Source organism: Terriglobia bacterium (assembly GCA_020073495.1).
Lineage (GTDB): Bacteria > Acidobacteriota > Terriglobia > Terriglobales > Acidobacteriaceae > JAIQFD01.
Genome location: JAIQFD010000004.1, coordinates 52,454 through 67,535 on the forward strand (window position 1 = coordinate 52,454; position 15,082 = coordinate 67,535).

At 63.0% G+C, this 15,082-nt stretch carries 14 protein-coding genes; 12 read left to right on the forward strand and 2 right to left on the reverse strand.

The window, feature by feature from the left end:
* Positions 1 to 206 precede the first annotated feature (206 nt).
* A complete protein-coding gene (locus tag LAN37_10560; protein MBZ5647652.1) occupies positions 207 to 1,208 on the forward strand; it encodes a hypothetical protein in 1,002 nt (333 codons plus the stop codon).
* A 100-nt stretch (positions 1,209 to 1,308) separates the two neighbouring features.
* Here LAN37_10560 and LAN37_10565 read toward each other — a convergent pair whose 3' ends face one another.
* Together LAN37_10565 and LAN37_10570 are read right to left on the reverse strand one after the other, a co-directional pair.
* Positions 1,309 to 2,190: an IS1595 family transposase gene (locus tag LAN37_10565; GenBank protein ID MBZ5647653.1), complete on the reverse strand. Its 882-nt coding sequence runs from the start codon at positions 2,188 to 2,190 to the stop codon at positions 1,309 to 1,311.
* Positions 2,191 to 2,786: 596 nt separating this feature from the next.
* Positions 2,787 to 3,047 carry a hypothetical protein gene (locus LAN37_10570; GenBank protein MBZ5647654.1) on the reverse strand — a complete coding sequence of 87 codons (261 nt, stop codon included), beginning with the start codon at positions 3,045 to 3,047 and terminating at the stop codon, positions 2,787 to 2,789.
* Positions 3,048 to 3,473: 426 nt separating this feature from the next.
* Here LAN37_10570 and LAN37_10575 point away from each other — a divergent pair, with 426 nt between their 5' ends.
* The 11 genes from LAN37_10575 (at position 3,474) to LAN37_10625 (ending at position 14,991) form a co-directional block, all read left to right on the forward strand.
* Positions 3,474 to 4,829: a cyclic 2,3-diphosphoglycerate synthase gene (locus tag LAN37_10575; GenBank protein MBZ5647655.1), complete on the forward strand. Its 1,356-nt coding sequence runs from the start codon at positions 3,474 to 3,476 to the stop codon at positions 4,827 to 4,829.
* Positions 4,826 to 5,800: an ornithine carbamoyltransferase gene (argF, locus tag LAN37_10580; GenBank protein ID MBZ5647656.1), complete on the forward strand. Its 975-nt coding sequence runs from the start codon at positions 4,826 to 4,828 to the stop codon at positions 5,798 to 5,800. The genes LAN37_10575 and argF overlap by 4 nt, the downstream gene beginning before the upstream one ends.
* Positions 5,801 to 5,813: 13 nt before the next feature.
* A complete protein-coding gene (arcC, locus tag LAN37_10585) occupies positions 5,814 to 6,809 on the forward strand; it encodes a carbamate kinase (GenBank protein ID MBZ5647657.1) in 996 nt (331 codons plus the stop codon).
* Between the two features lie 3 nt (positions 6,810 to 6,812).
* Positions 6,813 to 7,778: an aspartate carbamoyltransferase gene (gene pyrB / locus LAN37_10590; GenBank protein MBZ5647658.1), complete on the forward strand. Its 966-nt coding sequence runs from the start codon at positions 6,813 to 6,815 to the stop codon at positions 7,776 to 7,778.
* A gap of 20 nt (positions 7,779 to 7,798) precedes the next feature.
* On the forward strand, positions 7,799 to 9,013 hold the full coding sequence (rocD, locus tag LAN37_10595; protein MBZ5647659.1) for an ornithine--oxo-acid transaminase: 1,215 nt from the start codon (positions 7,799 to 7,801) through the stop codon (positions 9,011 to 9,013).
* Positions 9,014 to 9,112: 99 nt separating this feature from the next.
* Positions 9,113 to 9,913: a hypothetical protein gene (locus LAN37_10600; GenBank protein ID MBZ5647660.1), complete on the forward strand. Its 801-nt coding sequence runs from the start codon at positions 9,113 to 9,115 to the stop codon at positions 9,911 to 9,913.
* Positions 9,914 to 10,074: 161 nt separating this feature from the next.
* Positions 10,075 to 10,776: a TetR/AcrR family transcriptional regulator gene (locus LAN37_10605; GenBank protein ID MBZ5647661.1), complete on the forward strand. Its 702-nt coding sequence runs from the start codon at positions 10,075 to 10,077 to the stop codon at positions 10,774 to 10,776.
* Positions 10,773 to 11,867: an efflux RND transporter periplasmic adaptor subunit gene (locus LAN37_10610; GenBank protein ID MBZ5647662.1), complete on the forward strand. Its 1,095-nt coding sequence runs from the start codon at positions 10,773 to 10,775 to the stop codon at positions 11,865 to 11,867. The genes LAN37_10605 and LAN37_10610 overlap by 4 nt, the downstream gene beginning before the upstream one ends.
* Positions 11,864 to 12,901: an ATP-binding cassette domain-containing protein gene (locus LAN37_10615; protein MBZ5647663.1), complete on the forward strand. Its 1,038-nt coding sequence runs from the start codon at positions 11,864 to 11,866 to the stop codon at positions 12,899 to 12,901. The genes LAN37_10610 and LAN37_10615 overlap by 4 nt, the downstream gene beginning before the upstream one ends.
* A 9-nt stretch (positions 12,902 to 12,910) precedes the next feature.
* On the forward strand, positions 12,911 to 14,023 hold the full coding sequence (locus LAN37_10620) for an ABC transporter permease (GenBank protein ID MBZ5647664.1): 1,113 nt from the start codon (positions 12,911 to 12,913) through the stop codon (positions 14,021 to 14,023).
* Positions 14,024 to 14,181: 158 nt separating this feature from the next.
* A complete protein-coding gene (locus LAN37_10625) occupies positions 14,182 to 14,991 on the forward strand; it encodes a GGDEF domain-containing protein (protein MBZ5647665.1) in 810 nt (269 codons plus the stop codon).
* The last annotated feature ends 91 nt before the right edge of the window (positions 14,992 to 15,082 follow it).

The window sequence follows — 15,082 nt, forward strand, 5'->3', positions numbered from 1 at the left end:
AGGAGTGATCGAGTTCTTCAGCAGTGACGGCAGTCACAGTGGTTGGTGGTCACCCGTTAACTGTCGATAAATCGCCTGAGCACACGATTATTTACTTGACGCAACACCTATATCTACGGATACTCGCAGCAATGGGCTCCCGTTCGACCTGTCCACGCCATATCTCCGCCGTCTATCTCCCCCCCCGTCGGTCTGGTAGGCAGCCAATGACAATCGGGCTTGGAGTGCTCTGCGAGAGCGGCAAGTGCATCGTCATGGCTGCGGATACACGCGGCACGTTCCCTGATGAATTGCGAATCGCGGCGCATGAGCAAATAGGAAAGCAGTTCGACTTGCCGCGTCGCTTCGGCTGCAACATAGCGGGCGACTCTGGCTTGTGCTGGGGAGTGAATTCGGAACTGCATCAGCAAATGGAATCGCTGCCAGAAGAGTTCGGTCCCGACCACATCAGGAATGCCATACGTGAAGCGCAGTTCTACGAGTTAACCAACCTAGCCAACTACGCGCTCAAGCGTCATCTCGGCATCACGGTTGGCGAGTGGAAAAGCGAGACACTCCCCGCCTGGCTCCGAGAGCAGGGAAAGAAAATAATCAATACAACGACCCTGCCGATGCAAATTGCTGTTGGCGGGTTCTGTAGCAATGGTGCGGCTCTGTGGCAGGCCGATTTCGCAAATCCGCCAGATATCCGGGAGTGGTCAGCCATCGGCAGCGGATCGCCAGCAGCCGTGGATGCATTGTGCCGGAGCAAAACGGAAGTACACATCACCCTGCAACGCGCCGTGTTCAGCGTGACGCTAGCCCTTCGCGCGGCAAGGCGCCACGCGAAGAAGATGAACCCTAACAATCCTGATATCGGGAGGCCAGCGGATTATGTGGTCATCACTCCGAAGTACTTCCGGCGACTTCCGGCCCAACATCCCGACTTGCTGAAGATGATGCGAAAATACAGCAACAAGACCCTCGATGACTTAGATCGTGATGATGACGCGCGGCTGGCACTTCTGCGCGCGATGTATTTCCCAGGAACCACACAGATGGAGTATGCGCTTGGGTTGCGTCGCCCCGTGTTCGACAAGTTTGTGTGGCGCGGGAAAGGAATTCACTGTGATGGGGAGACGTTGCGGATATTGAGCGGCACGTCGCTTAACGTCGCGGCCAGTTTACAGAACTTGCAGCCGGGAGCATTGGAATTGGAGCCAAACTGAATCAGCGCGTGATAGGCGGAGCTAGAGGGGATTGTGACCTTGAAGACGTTGAACTTCGCACACGACGGACATTCGAAAGAAAACTCGATTACGTAATCCTTCACGCAGTAAGCCTTTCGAACGTGAGCGTGGGCGCGGTAACCATGTGGCGCAGGGTATCGAGGAATAGATCGTGATTCTTGCGGCGGTTAAACCGGAACGTCATTTCGTCCAAGTAGGCGGGGAGATGCTTGGCACTGACCTTGTGCCAGCTTCCCATGATGCCGCGCTTGAGCAGAGAGAATGCGCTTTCGACTGTGTTGGTGTGAATATCACCTTGGACGTAAACCTTGTCTCGATGCCGGATGGTTTTGTGCTTCGACCCATGGACCCCGGCTTTAATCATCGCTTTGGGATAGGCAGGGAGTTCGTCGGTGACCATCACTTCCACATCGGTGCTGACGTTATCTCTGATGTACTGCGCCAACGTGCCGCTCTTGGCGTCCGACGCATGGAAGAACCGCAGATCTCCGCCGCGCTGCCGGATACCGATGACGATTTCCTTGTTCTTCTTCTGCCCCATGCCGCGCTCTTTGCCACCTACATACGTTTCGTCCATCTCTACCGTGCCATCCAGCATGGGACGCGCTTCCTTCATGGCGGCGCGGAGTCTGTGGCAGAGATACCATGCGGTTTTGTAGCTGACTCCGATTGTGCGCTTGATTTGATTAGCAGAGATTCCCTTACGCGCCTCGCAGAGCAGAAGAGTAACGGTGAACCACGTTTGCAGCGGAAGGTGCGAGTCGTTAAAGATCGTGCCGGACAAAACGGAAAATTGGTACTCACATTCGCGGCAGTCGAATTGTTTGCGAGAATGAATCCACAGAATGTCTTTGCTCTTGCAGCGAGGGCATTCAACGCCATGAGGCCAGCGAAGTTTCGTAAGGATTTCGCGGCATTTGTCGTCGGTATCGAACATCCGATTGAGGTCTAGGAGAGTCATGGCAGAACCTCACAAGAAAAAGCAGAAGCGGAAGATGGGGAGGCCCCTTGAAGACGTGCCCCTGCGGAAGCTTGTAAGCAGCGTAAAGAAAGAGCTGCGGATGCAACTCGCGGCTGCCGAGAAACCAAAGCGCGACTGAGGCTTACCGTCATGCAAGCCAAAGATAGCAACTCTGTTTCGTTGTGTCAAGTAAATAATCGTGCCTGAGCACATGTGTGCGCTTTTTCTTCGCCTTTTGGACCGCAATCACGCCGCAGTCCTGACAGTTTGACAGTTGTTGACAGCATTTTTGCTAAATTCTCTATACGAGAAAATTCGAACACATTTTTGTTGAAAATACTGTCAGGTACTCTCAATGCGGGCTTAAATCTTGCTTCGCGACTCGTGCGATCGCACGCCGGTTTTCGATGCGCGAAAACTGTATCCAAAACTGTAACCACCACCTGTTTCTACCAATGGATATGGATGGATACGTATGAATACAACTTGTTGGAAACGTTGCAACCCGTTGATTGCAAACGGCTGATTCCGAAACTCTTAATCAGTAGGTTGAAGGTTCGATTCCTTCCGCGCTCACCAGCTTTTTCAACAACTTACTAATTCACCAGTTCCGGGTTGTGACGCAGATTGTGACATTCGGCCTGCGCGACGTTCCTACTGTCGATAGCTTGCCGGATCGCCTCAATTCCCGGATGCTGGTAAATCATCGCCGTCTGAGCACTGGAATGTCCCAGTGCTTTCGTCACCGCGGCGCTGAAGCGCCGCACTACCTCCTTTTCGATGCGCAGTGGCGCAGCCCGCAGCGGATCCCACCAGGTCTCGCCTACGGCGCGACTAGGGTGGGGCACCCGCAACATATTTTGCTCTCCGAAAGGGTGGGGCAGCCCCCTGCCCTAGTTGCCTCGCACTGGCGGGTGGCCGGGGCTTTCGCCTATCACCGATTATTCACCTAATCAAATCCTTGAGGGCACAATTTTCGCCCCTTCGACCTCGCTGAGGGTAGGGGTCCTTCGACTCGGCGCGCCCAAACCCGGGGCGCACCTCGCTCAGGATGACCCCATTTAAAGTGTGGTAGTTGCGACCCCTTCGACTTCGCTCAGGGGAGCCCCTGTCTCGCCTCCGGCGCGACAAGGGTGGGGCACCCGCACTTCAGTAACATATTGATGTGAAAGTACTTACGCTCGGCGTGTCACCCCTCTCTGTGATGCTCCTCACTGCGGGATGCCCGTCTGGGGAGCAGCATAGTGTGTTGGTCAATTCATACCGCGGTCATAGAGGCTGCCATGAAAAAGGTCGTCATTCTCGGAGCGGCGGGGCGCGATTTTCATAATTTCAACGTCGTGTTCCGCCACGATCCCGCTTACCAGGTCATCGCGTTCACCGCCACCCAGATCCCCGACATCGCCGGCCGCAGTTACCCGCCGGAACTGGCGGGGCCTCTATATCCCAAGGGCATCCCGATCCTGGAGGAAAAAGAGCTGGAGAAGATCATCCACGAGCACGACGTGGACGTGACCGTCTTCTCTTACAGCGACATCTCGCACCAGAACCTGATGCACCTGGGCTCGCGGGCGGTGGCGGCGGGCGCTGATTTCTGGCTGCTGGGCGCGAGGCGCACGCAGCTCGCGGCCAAGGTGCCGGTCATCAGCGTCTGTGCGGTGCGCACCGGATGCGGCAAGAGCCCGGTATCGCGCGCCGTGGCGGCGGAACTCCGGCGGCTGGGATGGAAGCCGGTGGTGGTGCGGCATCCCATGCCCTACGGCAACCTGGTGGCGCAGGCGGTGCAGCGCTTCGCGACGCTGGAAGACCTGGAGCGGCACAAGTGCACCATCGAGGAGCGGGAGGAGTACGAGCCGCACATCGTGAACGGCACGACCGTCTACGCGGGGGTGGACTATGAGGCCATCCTGCGGCAGGCGGAGAACGAGGCGGACGTCATCCTGTGGGACGGCGGCAACAATGACACGCCCTTTTACCGCTCCGATCTGGAGATCGTGGTGGCCGACCCGCACCGTCCCGGACACGAGCTGGCTTACTATCCGGGCGAGGTGAACCTGCGCCGGGCGCAGGTGGTGATCATCAACAAGGTGGATACCGCCGCCATCGAGTGCGTGGACGTGGTGCGGCGCAACGTGCGGCTGAACAATCCGGCGGCGAAGGTGATCGAGACGGCGTGCCGCGTCAACGTGGCGGACCCGGAGCAGGTCCGCGGCAAACGCGTGCTGGTGGTGGAGGACGGCCCGACGCTTACCCACGGCGAGATGCCGTACGGAGCGGGCGTGGTAGCGGCGCGGCAGTGCGGCGCCGCCGAGCTGGTTGACCCGCGGCCCTATGCGGTGGGCTCCATCCGCACCACCTACGAAAAGTATCCCCACATGAACCGGCTGCTGCCCGCCATGGGCTACAGCGACATGCAGCGCCATGAGCTGGAAGAGACCATCAACAGCGTGCCCTGCGACCTGGTACTGGTGGCCACGCCGGTAGACCTGGCACGCATCATCAAGCTGAACAAACCCGCGGTGCGCGTGACCTACGAGATCGAGTGCATCGCCAGGCCGACGCTGGCCGAGGTGCTCGTCGAATTCACCAGCATCACCGCGCACCAAAGGCTGGAAGCGGTTGCGGGAGCGGCGTTATGACGAACGACTTCCTCTCCATCCGGGACTTCACGCCCCACGAGATCCGGCAACTGCTGGACCTGGCGCGGCACATCAAGGCGCACCCGCTGGACTACAGCAAGGTGCTCGAGGGCAAGACGCTGGCGCTGATCTTCGAGAAGCCGTCATTGCGCACACGGGTGAGCTTCGACGTCGGCATCCAGCAGCTGGGCGGGTTTTCCGTGTACCTGTCACCGGCGGAAATCAGCCTGGGCAAGCGGGAGTCGGTGCACGATGTGGCCAAGAACCTGGAGCGCATGGTGCAGGGGATCATGATCCGCACCTTCGCGCACGAGATCGTGGAGCGCATGGCGGAGCACGCCGCCGTCCCTGTGATCAATGGGCTGACGGATTTCAGCCACCCGTGCCAGGCCATGGCCGACTACCTGACCATCGAAGAGGTCAAGGGGAGGATCGCCGGGCTGAAGGTCGCGTATATCGGGGACGGCAACAACGTGGCGCACTCGCTGATGTTCGCGGGAGCGCAACTGGGCGCGCACGTGTGGATCGCGACGCCGCCGGGGTACGAGCCCAGCGCCGACGCAGTGAAGTGGGCGCTGGTGCGCGGGGTGCAGACTGGAGCCACGTGCGCGCTCACGCACGACCCCGCCGAAGCGGCACAAAACGCCGACGTCATCTACACCGACGTGTGGACCAGCATGGGCCAGGAGTCGGAAACGGAGATCCGGCGCTACGTTTTCTCGGGGTATCGCGTGGATGCGGCCCTGTTCGCGCGCGCCAAGCACGACGCCATCTTCATGCACTGCCTGCCTGCCCACCGCGGCGACGAGGTGACCGACGACGTCATCGACTCACTGCACTCGGTGGTCTTCCAGCAGGCGGAGAACCGCCTGCACGCGCAGAAGGCGATCCTGTTCGAGCTGATGAAGGACATTTCTGTGGAATCGCCGCGAGAAGCGCAGAAAACGCCGGCCTTGGAGCTGGTGAAGTGACGAGGACGAACCCGTGCCCAAGACAATGCTGATCGCGGTCGGCGGCAACTCCCTGATCCGTGCCGGGGAAAAGGGGACCGACGGCGAGCAGTTGGCGAACACGCGGCGGACCGCGGCGGCCATCCTCGGACTCATCCGCGACGGCTACCACCTGGTGATCACGCACGGCAACGGCCCGCAGGTCGGGGCCGACTTGCTGCGGTCGGAGCGCGCCTCCGACCAGGTACCGAGCCACACCCTCGACGTCTGCGGGGCGGCCACGCAGGGCGAGATCGGCTACCTGTTGTGCCAGTCGCTCGACGATGAACTGGCGGCGGCGGGCCTGCACGTGCCGGTGGTGAGCGTGGTGACGCAAACGGTGGTCTCGCGAGACGATCCCGCCATGCAGCACCCCAGCAAACCCATCGGGCCTTTCTACTCGCGCTCCGACGCCGAGGAGAAAAAGCGGCAGTTCGGCTGGGCCATCGTGGAGGACGCGGCGCGCGGCTACCGCCGCGTGGTGCCATCGCCGGAGCCCATCGAGATCGTCGAGCAGGAGGTCATCCGCGGCCTGGTGAACGCCGGCGTGCTGGTGGTGGCCTGCGGCGGCGGCGGCATCCCCGTGGTGCGGGAGAACGGCAAGCTGCTGGGGGTGGAGGCGGTGATCGACAAAGACCGCGCCTCGGCGCTGCTGGCCTCGGAACTGGGCGTGGACATCTTCGCCATCTCCACCGACACCGATTTCGTCTATCTCGACTACAAGAAGCCAACCCAGCGGCCGATCACGGTCGCTACGGCGGCCGAGATGGAGGCCCACCACAAGGAAGGCCATTTTCCGCCCGGCAACATGGGCCCCAAGATCGAGTCGGTACTGCGCTTCCTGCGCGACGGGGGCAAGGAAGCGGTCATCACCTCGTACGAACATCTCTACGAGGCGGTGGCCGGACGCACCGGCACCCGCATCGTCCCCGGAACCCGAGCCGTTACCCGAGAAGAACGGGAGCACGAGATCTCAACGATCGGCAGGTGAGCCATGCAGACTGACACCATCCCGCGGAGCACGACAAACGGAGGCAGCGGACAGGACACGACGCGGCTGAAGCACGTCGTCGAGTCGCAGCAGTTCACCGTGCCGCTGCTGATGGAGCTGTTCGACCGCTCGCGCGGCATGGAGCATGTGGTGGAGCGCGGGGGCACGCTGGACTACCAGAACAGGATCATGGCCACCCTGTTCTATGAGCCCTCGACGCGCACCCGCTTCTCCTTCGAGGCGGCCATGCACCGGCTGGGCGGGCGCGTGCTCTCCACGGAGCACGCGCGCGCGTTCTCGTCGGAGATGGAGGGAGAGCAGGTCGAGGACTCGATCCGCATCATCGGCGGATACTCCGACGTGATCGTCATCCGGCATCACACGGAAGGCGGGGCAAAGCGGGCTTCGGAGGTCTCGCCGGTGCCGGTGATCAACGCCGGCGACGGCGAGGGCGGGCAGCATCCCACGCAGGCGCTGCTCGACCTGTACACCATCTACCGCGAGCGCCCGCTGGACGGGCTCAGCGTGGCCTTCATCGGTGAGCTCGACAAGGGACGGACCGCGCGTTCGCTGGCGTACTTGCTGGCAAAGTTCGAGCGGGTGAAGATCTATTTCGTCGCTCCCGCGGAATTACAGATGAAACAGGACATCCTGGAGTACCTCGACCGCCACGGTGTCCGATACGAGCTGGCGTCTCAAATCGACGGCATCGTGGGCGAAGTGGATGTCGTGTACCAGACGCGCATCCGTCCCGAGCGCGTGGCCGATGTGCAGGCACTGCGCCGCTTCGCCATCGATTCCAGCGTCCTGCCAAGAATGAAGCGGAACGCGATGATCCTGCACCCCCTGCCCCGCACCGTCGAGCTCGACAAGACCGTCGATAGCGACCCGCGCGCACTCTATTTCCGCCAGGCAACGAATGGGCTATACGTGCGCATGGCGCTGCTGACCATGCTGTTGGACAGGTAACCGTAGTCATAAGGGAGAACATGCCGCCCACGATCGAAAGTACCCGCACCCAGGAACTCATCGAACTGGAAAACACCTACGGCGCCCACAACTACCACCCGCTGGACGTGGTGATCGAGCGGGCCGAGGGCGTCTGGGTCTATGACGTCGAAGGCAAGCGCTACCTGGATTGCCTGGCATCGTACTCGGCGGTCAACCAGGGACACTGCCATCCCAAGATCCTGCAGACGCTGGTGGAACAGGCGCGGAAGGTCACGTTGACCTCGCGCGCCTTCCGCAACGACCAGTTGCCAATGCTCTACAAGGAGCTGCACGAGCTGACCGGCTACGACATGGCGCTGCCCATGAACTCGGGCGCCGAGGCGGTCGAAACCGCGATCAAGACGGCGCGCAAGTGGGGCTACAAGGTGAAAGGCATCCCCGACGGCAAGGCGGAGGTCGTGGTCTGCGCCAACAACTTCCACGGCCGCACCATCACCGCGGTCAGCTTCTCGACGGACGCGCAGTACCGCGACGGCTTCGGGCCGTTCACACCGGGCTTCAAGGTCATCCCCTTCGGCGACAGCAAGGCGCTGCGCGACGCCATCACGCCCCACACCTGCGCCTTCCTGGTGGAGCCCATCCAGGGCGAGGCCGGGATCCTCATTCCGCCGGCCGGCTTCCTGCGCGAGGCCGAGGCCATCTGCCGCGTGAACCGCGTGCTGCTGATGTGCGACGAGATCCAGTCGGGCCTGGGACGCACCGGCAAATTGTTCGCCTACATGCACGAGGGGATCAAACCCGACATCCTCATCGTCGGCAAGGCGCTGGCGGGCGGGTTCTATCCGGTCTCGGCGGTGCTGGCGTCGAAGGAGGTTCTGGGGGTGTACAAGCCGGGCGACCACGGCTCGACCTTCGGCGGCAACCCGCTGGGCTGCGCTGTCGCGCGCACCGCGCTGCGCGTGCTCGTCGAAGAGGAGATGGTGGAACGCTCGGCGCAACTGGGCGCGTACTTTCTCGACCGGCTGAAGTCGCTGCGCAGCCCCGAACTGAAGGAGGTGCGCGGCCGCGGGCTCTGGATCGGCATCGAGATGACAGGCAAGGCCCGGCCGTACTGCGAGGCCCTGAAGGAAGAAGGCATCCTGTGCAAGGAGACGCATGACCACGTCATCCGCATCGCGCCGCCGCTGGTCATCACCCGCGAGGAGATCGACTGGGCGTTCGAGCGGATCCGCAAGGTCATCGAGAAACATTGATGTGTGAGCGGCGACACTGCGGCTCCGGCCAGTTTGTGAAATAGTTGGCGGTGGGGATGGGCTGTGCGCCCTTCCTCTTGCCGACCGAGGAGGTCCCCCATGCTCGCTACCAAGCCCTTGAGCGAAATTCCGGCTACTGACATCCGGCTGGTGCGCGACTCCCTGGCCGCACTGGAATGTCCCAACCACGGCGACAGTGTGTGGGGGGCCCCATTCGACCAGTTGACCGGCGCAGGCTACGCGCTGCTGGCCGCCGAGCGCCACGGCTACTCCCATCGCGACCAGCGCCGCTTCCAGTTCCAGCCGCACATCCGGCAGCAGATCGCCTCCTGGATCGCGGGCTACTCCTTCCCGCAGCACGTCTCCGACCACGAAGCCAACGACGAGCTGATCTCCGGCTTCTACTTCAATTCCGCCGTGCAGAGGCTGGTGTGGACGTCGGAGCGTCTGATCGCGCTGTTCGCCGCCCTCCCTTGCCCCTGCGGGCGCAAGCCGGAGACGGTGGCGGAGGGCTCGAAGCCCATGTTCCACGACTTCTGGAAGGGCGCGTCGAAGCGGGTGGACCATATCGCATTCGAACATCGCCACGACCTGCAGCAGTTCGGGTTGGTAGTGCTGCAGATGGCGCCAGACCGCCACCAGCGCGAGATTGACTTCAATCCCGAGATGGTGCTGTCCATGCTCCGCTTCGCGGTGAAACACCGCAAACCCACGCTGCACGTCTGCGAGCGCCGGCCGGACAACCACGAGCGCCTGACGTGGTCCGCTGCCGCACCGGGATTGCAGATGAAGTCCGCGTGCGAAGCCTTCGCCCTGCTGTGCCTCGCCTACAACGAACTGGTGCAGTGGCATCCGGACGCGCGGCAGGGCACGCTGGTGGGGCTGGGCGAGGCAGCGTAACCGCGAGCACTCACCCATCAAACCTCACCTCCTGACCTTTCGCGGGTGAGCGCTGAATGCTGAGGGGTGCTGCGGCAGTCCTGGCTTTCCACGGAAATTCTTGCGTCCTTGCACCGTGCCCGTGCATCCTGTATATTAACTAACTAGATAGTTAATTACATATGCCGACGCAACAACGCAGGAACGGGAAGAGCCGCGACGCCGGGCAGACGCGCGAGGCGATCCTGAAGGCCGCGACCGCCGAGTTCTCACGCGAGGGCGTGGCCGGCGCGCGCACGGACGAGATCGCCCGCGCGGCCGGCGTCAACAAGGCACTCCTCTATTACTACTTCCACGACAAGGAGTCGCTGTACGGGGCGGTGCTCGACCACGCATTCGGCACCATCTATCCGCGGCTGGCGGGCATCCTCGATTCCGATCTGTCCTGCCGGGAAAAAATCCTGGGATATGCCGGGACGCATTTTGACGCCTTGGCGCAAAACCCCGCGTTCTGCCGCCTGGTGCACAACGAAATGGTGCGCACCGGGCGAGGCGGCTCTCCCCATGTGGCAAGAATGGGCAAGCGTTACCTGGCGCGGCTGGCGACGCGATTGCAGGAAGTATTGCGCAAAGGCGCGGCGGACGGGGCCTTCCGCTCCGTCGACCCCCTCCAATTCTCGGTGTCCATCGCGGCCCTCAATGTTTTCTATTTCGTGGCCGCACCCATGTTCCGCGCCATCACGGGCGTGGAGCCGTTCACGCCGGAGCGCATCGCCGCCCGGCGGGCCGCCGTTCTCGACCAGATCGCGCACGCGCTGTTCGTCCCCGTCAAAGGGAGTACCAGGACGCGGCCCCGTGGCCAGAGGAAAGTGAAGAGTGTATGAACCAACGCAACCGGATCTTCGCGCTGCTGGGCGTCCTGCTGGTGATCGCCGCGCTCTACTACTGGTTCTCGGCGCCGCACTCCAACGACATCGTGCTCATCGGGACGGTGGACGCCAACCAGGTAGCTGTGAGCTCCAAGATCCTGGGCCGGATCGAGAAGCTGAACGTGGACGAAGGCAGCCAGGTGCAGGCCGGCGACGTGATTGCCGTGCTCGACACGGCCGAACTCGAAGCACAGCAGCGAGCCGCCAAGGAGGCGGTCTCGAGCATGGAGTCGAAGGTGGCGGAGACGCGCCACAGCGAAGTGCAGACGCAGGGTGAATCGCGCAGCGGCCTGGCGAACGTGCAGGCGCGGCTTCAGGCCGCGCGAGCGTCCTTGCGCCAGGCGGAAGCGCAACTGGTGAAGGTCGAGACGGACAATCGGCGTACCGTCGCCCTGGCCGAACAGGGCGTCGCCTCGAAGCAGGACCTCGACCGGTCGAACGCCGACCTGACCGCGCAACGAGCGGCGGTCGCGTCGCTGCGGGACCAGGTGCGCGCGGCGCAGGCCGATGTGGCTACCGCGCAGGCGCGCCTGCACCTGATCGAAGTGGCGCGGAGCACCGTGGTCTCCACCGAGGCGCAGACCAAGCAGGCCCAGGCGCAACTCAACGAAGCGGAGACGCGGCTGGGATACACCAGCGTGCTCGCTCCGATCTCCGGCACGGTTTCCGTGCGGGTAGCACGCCAGGGAGAAGTGGTGAACCCCGGCGAGCCCATCGTCACCATCGTGGACCTGAGCGACACCTGGGTGCGCGCCTACATGCCCGAGACCGAGGCGACCAACATCGGCATCGGCGAGATGGTGCGCGTGAAGCTTCCTTCCGGCGACATCGTGAAGGGCAAGGTGATCCTGAAAGGCGCGGAAGCGGATTTCGCCACCCAGCGCGACGTCGGCCGCAGCAAGCGCGACATCAAGACGGTCGGGCTCAAGATCAGCGTGCCCAACCCGAACCGATCACTGGTGCCCGGAATGACGGCGGATGTGCTCATCTCCCCCGATCAATTGAAGGCCCACACGCGCACGGAAGCGGAGGCGCAGTCGAAATGAGCAGCGCTCCCAGGGGACCGATCCAGGCCAGGCCGCTCAACGGCGACCAGCCGGCCATCGAGGTCGAGCACATCGTGAAGAAGTTCGGCGACTTCACGGCGGTGGACGACGTCTCGTTCCAGGTCGGCGAGGGAGAAGTATTCGGCCTGCTGGGCCCGAACGGAGCCGGCAAGAGCACGCTGATCCGCATGATGACCACGCTCATCCCCATCACCTCGGGGCGAGCCTGCGTCGGCGGGCACGACGCGGCCCGCGATCCGGACGGCGTGCGGCATTCGATCGGCGTCATCCCCCAGGCCATGACCAGCGACCTGGACCTGAGCGTGTACGAGAACCTGTCCATCTTCGCCAAGCTCTACGGCGTGCCCGCGGAGCAGCGGGCAAGCGTAATCGATGATCTGCTCGCCATGGTGGACCTCACCAAGTGGCGCGACGCCGACGTGAAGACGCTCAGCGGCGGCATGCGGCGGCGGGCGGAGATCGCGCGCGGGCTGGTGCACAGCCCCAGCATCTTCGTCCTCGACGAGCCCACGACCGGCCTGGATCCCGTGTCGCGCGTGGCGGTGTGGGAGATGATCACCAATCTCCGGAAAAAGCGGAACCTCACCATGCTGATCACGACGCATTACATGGATGAAGCCGACCGGCTGTGCGACCGCATCGCCATCGTGGATCACGGGAAACTGGTGGCGCTGGACACGCCCATGGCCCTGAAGCAGTCGGTGCCGGGAAGCACCGTGATCGAAGCCCAATTCACGAACGCGCCGCAGGACTGGCCGCAGCAGCTTCAGCGCCTGCCCGGCGTGCGCGCCGTCCAGCCCGAGGCGGCCGACATGTACCGCGTGCTCACCGACGACGGCTCGAAGACCACCACGGCGATGGTGGAGAGCGCCGTGCGCGAGAGCGTCGAGGTGAAGTCGCTCTCCGTGCAGGGCACCACGCTGGACGACGTATTCGTGCACTACACCGGGCGAGCGCTGCGCGACGAGACGAAGCGCGCCTTCGCCTACATCCCGCCGCCGCTGCAGCGATAGGAGATCGTCATGAACCGCATGCTGGCCATCGTGGAGCGCGAACTGCGGAAATTCTTCCGCTCGCCCGCGCTCATGCTTGTCGCCATGGTCTTTCCCCTGGTGCAGCTGGTGATCCTGGGCAACGCCTTCGGGGGCAAGGTGCGCAACACCACGCTGGCGGTGGTGGACCAGGACCACGGCCCGCAGGCGCTGCGCGTCATCGAGATGCTGCGCGCCGTCCACGCCAACGCCAACACTTTCACGCCCGTGATCTACGACAACCAGCAGCACGCCGTGGAGGACGTGCGCAACGCCAAGGTCGAGGGAGCGATCGTGATCCCCCCGGAGTTCTCCCGCAGGGTGTACGAGAAGACCCGCCCCCAGATCGGCCTGGTGGTGGACAACACCGACGCCTTCATCAGCTCGGCCTACGTCGAGAAGCTGCAGGGGCTGGTCCAGGCGCTGAACACGCCCGACGTGCAGCCCGTGATGGTGCAGCAGGTGGCCCTCAGCGTGGTCGAGCTGTACCCTTACATCGAGTACATGAAGTACCTGCTGCCCGGTTCCATCACGCTGGCCATGTTCGTGGCGGTGATGATCGGCGGCGGAATCGTGTACATCGACGACAAGGCGCGCGGTGTGCACGAAGGGTACCTGGTAACGCCCATCACCAAACTGGAGTTGGTGATGGGGCTGAACCTGGCCGGAGCGTTGAAGGCGATCGGCTCCGGCATCGTCATCACCGTGATCGGGTCTCTGCTCTCCGGCATGGGGACGACCTTCCATCCCGTGCGGCTGCTGTGGCTGCTGCTGATGATCGTGCTCACCTCCACCGCCTTCATCTGCATGATGTCCATGATCATGGCGCGGGTGGACGACCCGCTGGTGCCGCGCGCCATCTTCGGCATCCTGAACACGCTGCTGTTCTTCCCCAGCGGCGCCATCTACCCGGTGGCGGCGTTTCCGGCATGGCTGCGCGCCATTGCTACCATCGATCCCTTCACCTACGCAGTGCACGGGTTCAAGGCGCTGCTGCTGAAGGAGGCCGGGCTGGCAGCGATCTGGCCGGACCTGCTGTATCTGTCGGTGTTCACCGCCGTGACCCTGGGGGCAACGACGGCGCTGTTCAAGCGGACGCTGTAAAGATTGGCATGGATGCCGAACCGGGAACTTGTCCCGGATAGGCACATCCACGCTGCCTCCTTTCCCGCAACTCTCGTGTTTGCAACGGGTACGCTGCCCACCGGCTGGTATTCCGCGTGCTTTTCCAGGGCTGGCGGTACGTCCGCGAGGAGGCAGCCATGAACCTCGACGGCTTGCAATCGGCGCGCACCGAACAACTGCACGGCCAGATCAAGAAGCTGGCGGGGCGCGACATCCAGCTTTGGTCGGTGGGCATGGTGATCATGCTGATCTTCGCCGCCGGGTTCCTGGTGGTGACGTTGCCTCACCTGGTCTGGACGCCGGGCGAGCACACCTTCGAGCCGGCGCAGCTGGTACAGCTGGTGATCGGGCTGTTCATGCTGGTGCTGATCTTCTCCGCCTACGTCTTCGATCAGAAGCGCACGCAGCACCGCACGCACGAGGAGCTGATCCGGGAGATCGTGTTCAACGAGAGGCTGGAAAGTTTTTCGCTGGTGGACCCGCTGACCCAGAGCTTCAATCGCCGCTACCTGGACCAGATCCTGCCCAAGGAGATCAACCGCGCGAACCGGCGGGGCACCAGCCTGACCTTCCTGCTGCTGGAGGTGGATGGCTGGTCGCTCATCGGGCGCAAGTTCGGGGAGCTGGTCGCAGACCAGTTGCTGATCGACGTCGCGCAGGTGCTGAAGTCCACCTTCCGCGGTTCCGACACCGTGCTCCGCTACGACGCCGCCAAGTTCCTGGTGTTACTGCCCGAGACCAACGAGCCGCAGGCCAACTTCGCCCTCACCCGCCTGCTCAACCGCGTGGACACATGGAACGTGGAGACGCAGGCCCCGTACGAGATGGCGTTCAACGGCGGGATGGCCTCCTACGCCAGCGGCACAGACGTGCCCGCCCTGCTACAGAAGCTGGAGCGCAATGTGCAGTTCCACAGCCAGGACGAGCCGATGAAAGCCGCGTCCTGAACAGCGCAAAACGCGCAGCGAACGGCGTGTGACGCATGCCGAACGGCGAGTGCGTCACGACACATCCTCTTGTGATTACGGTCACAGCACG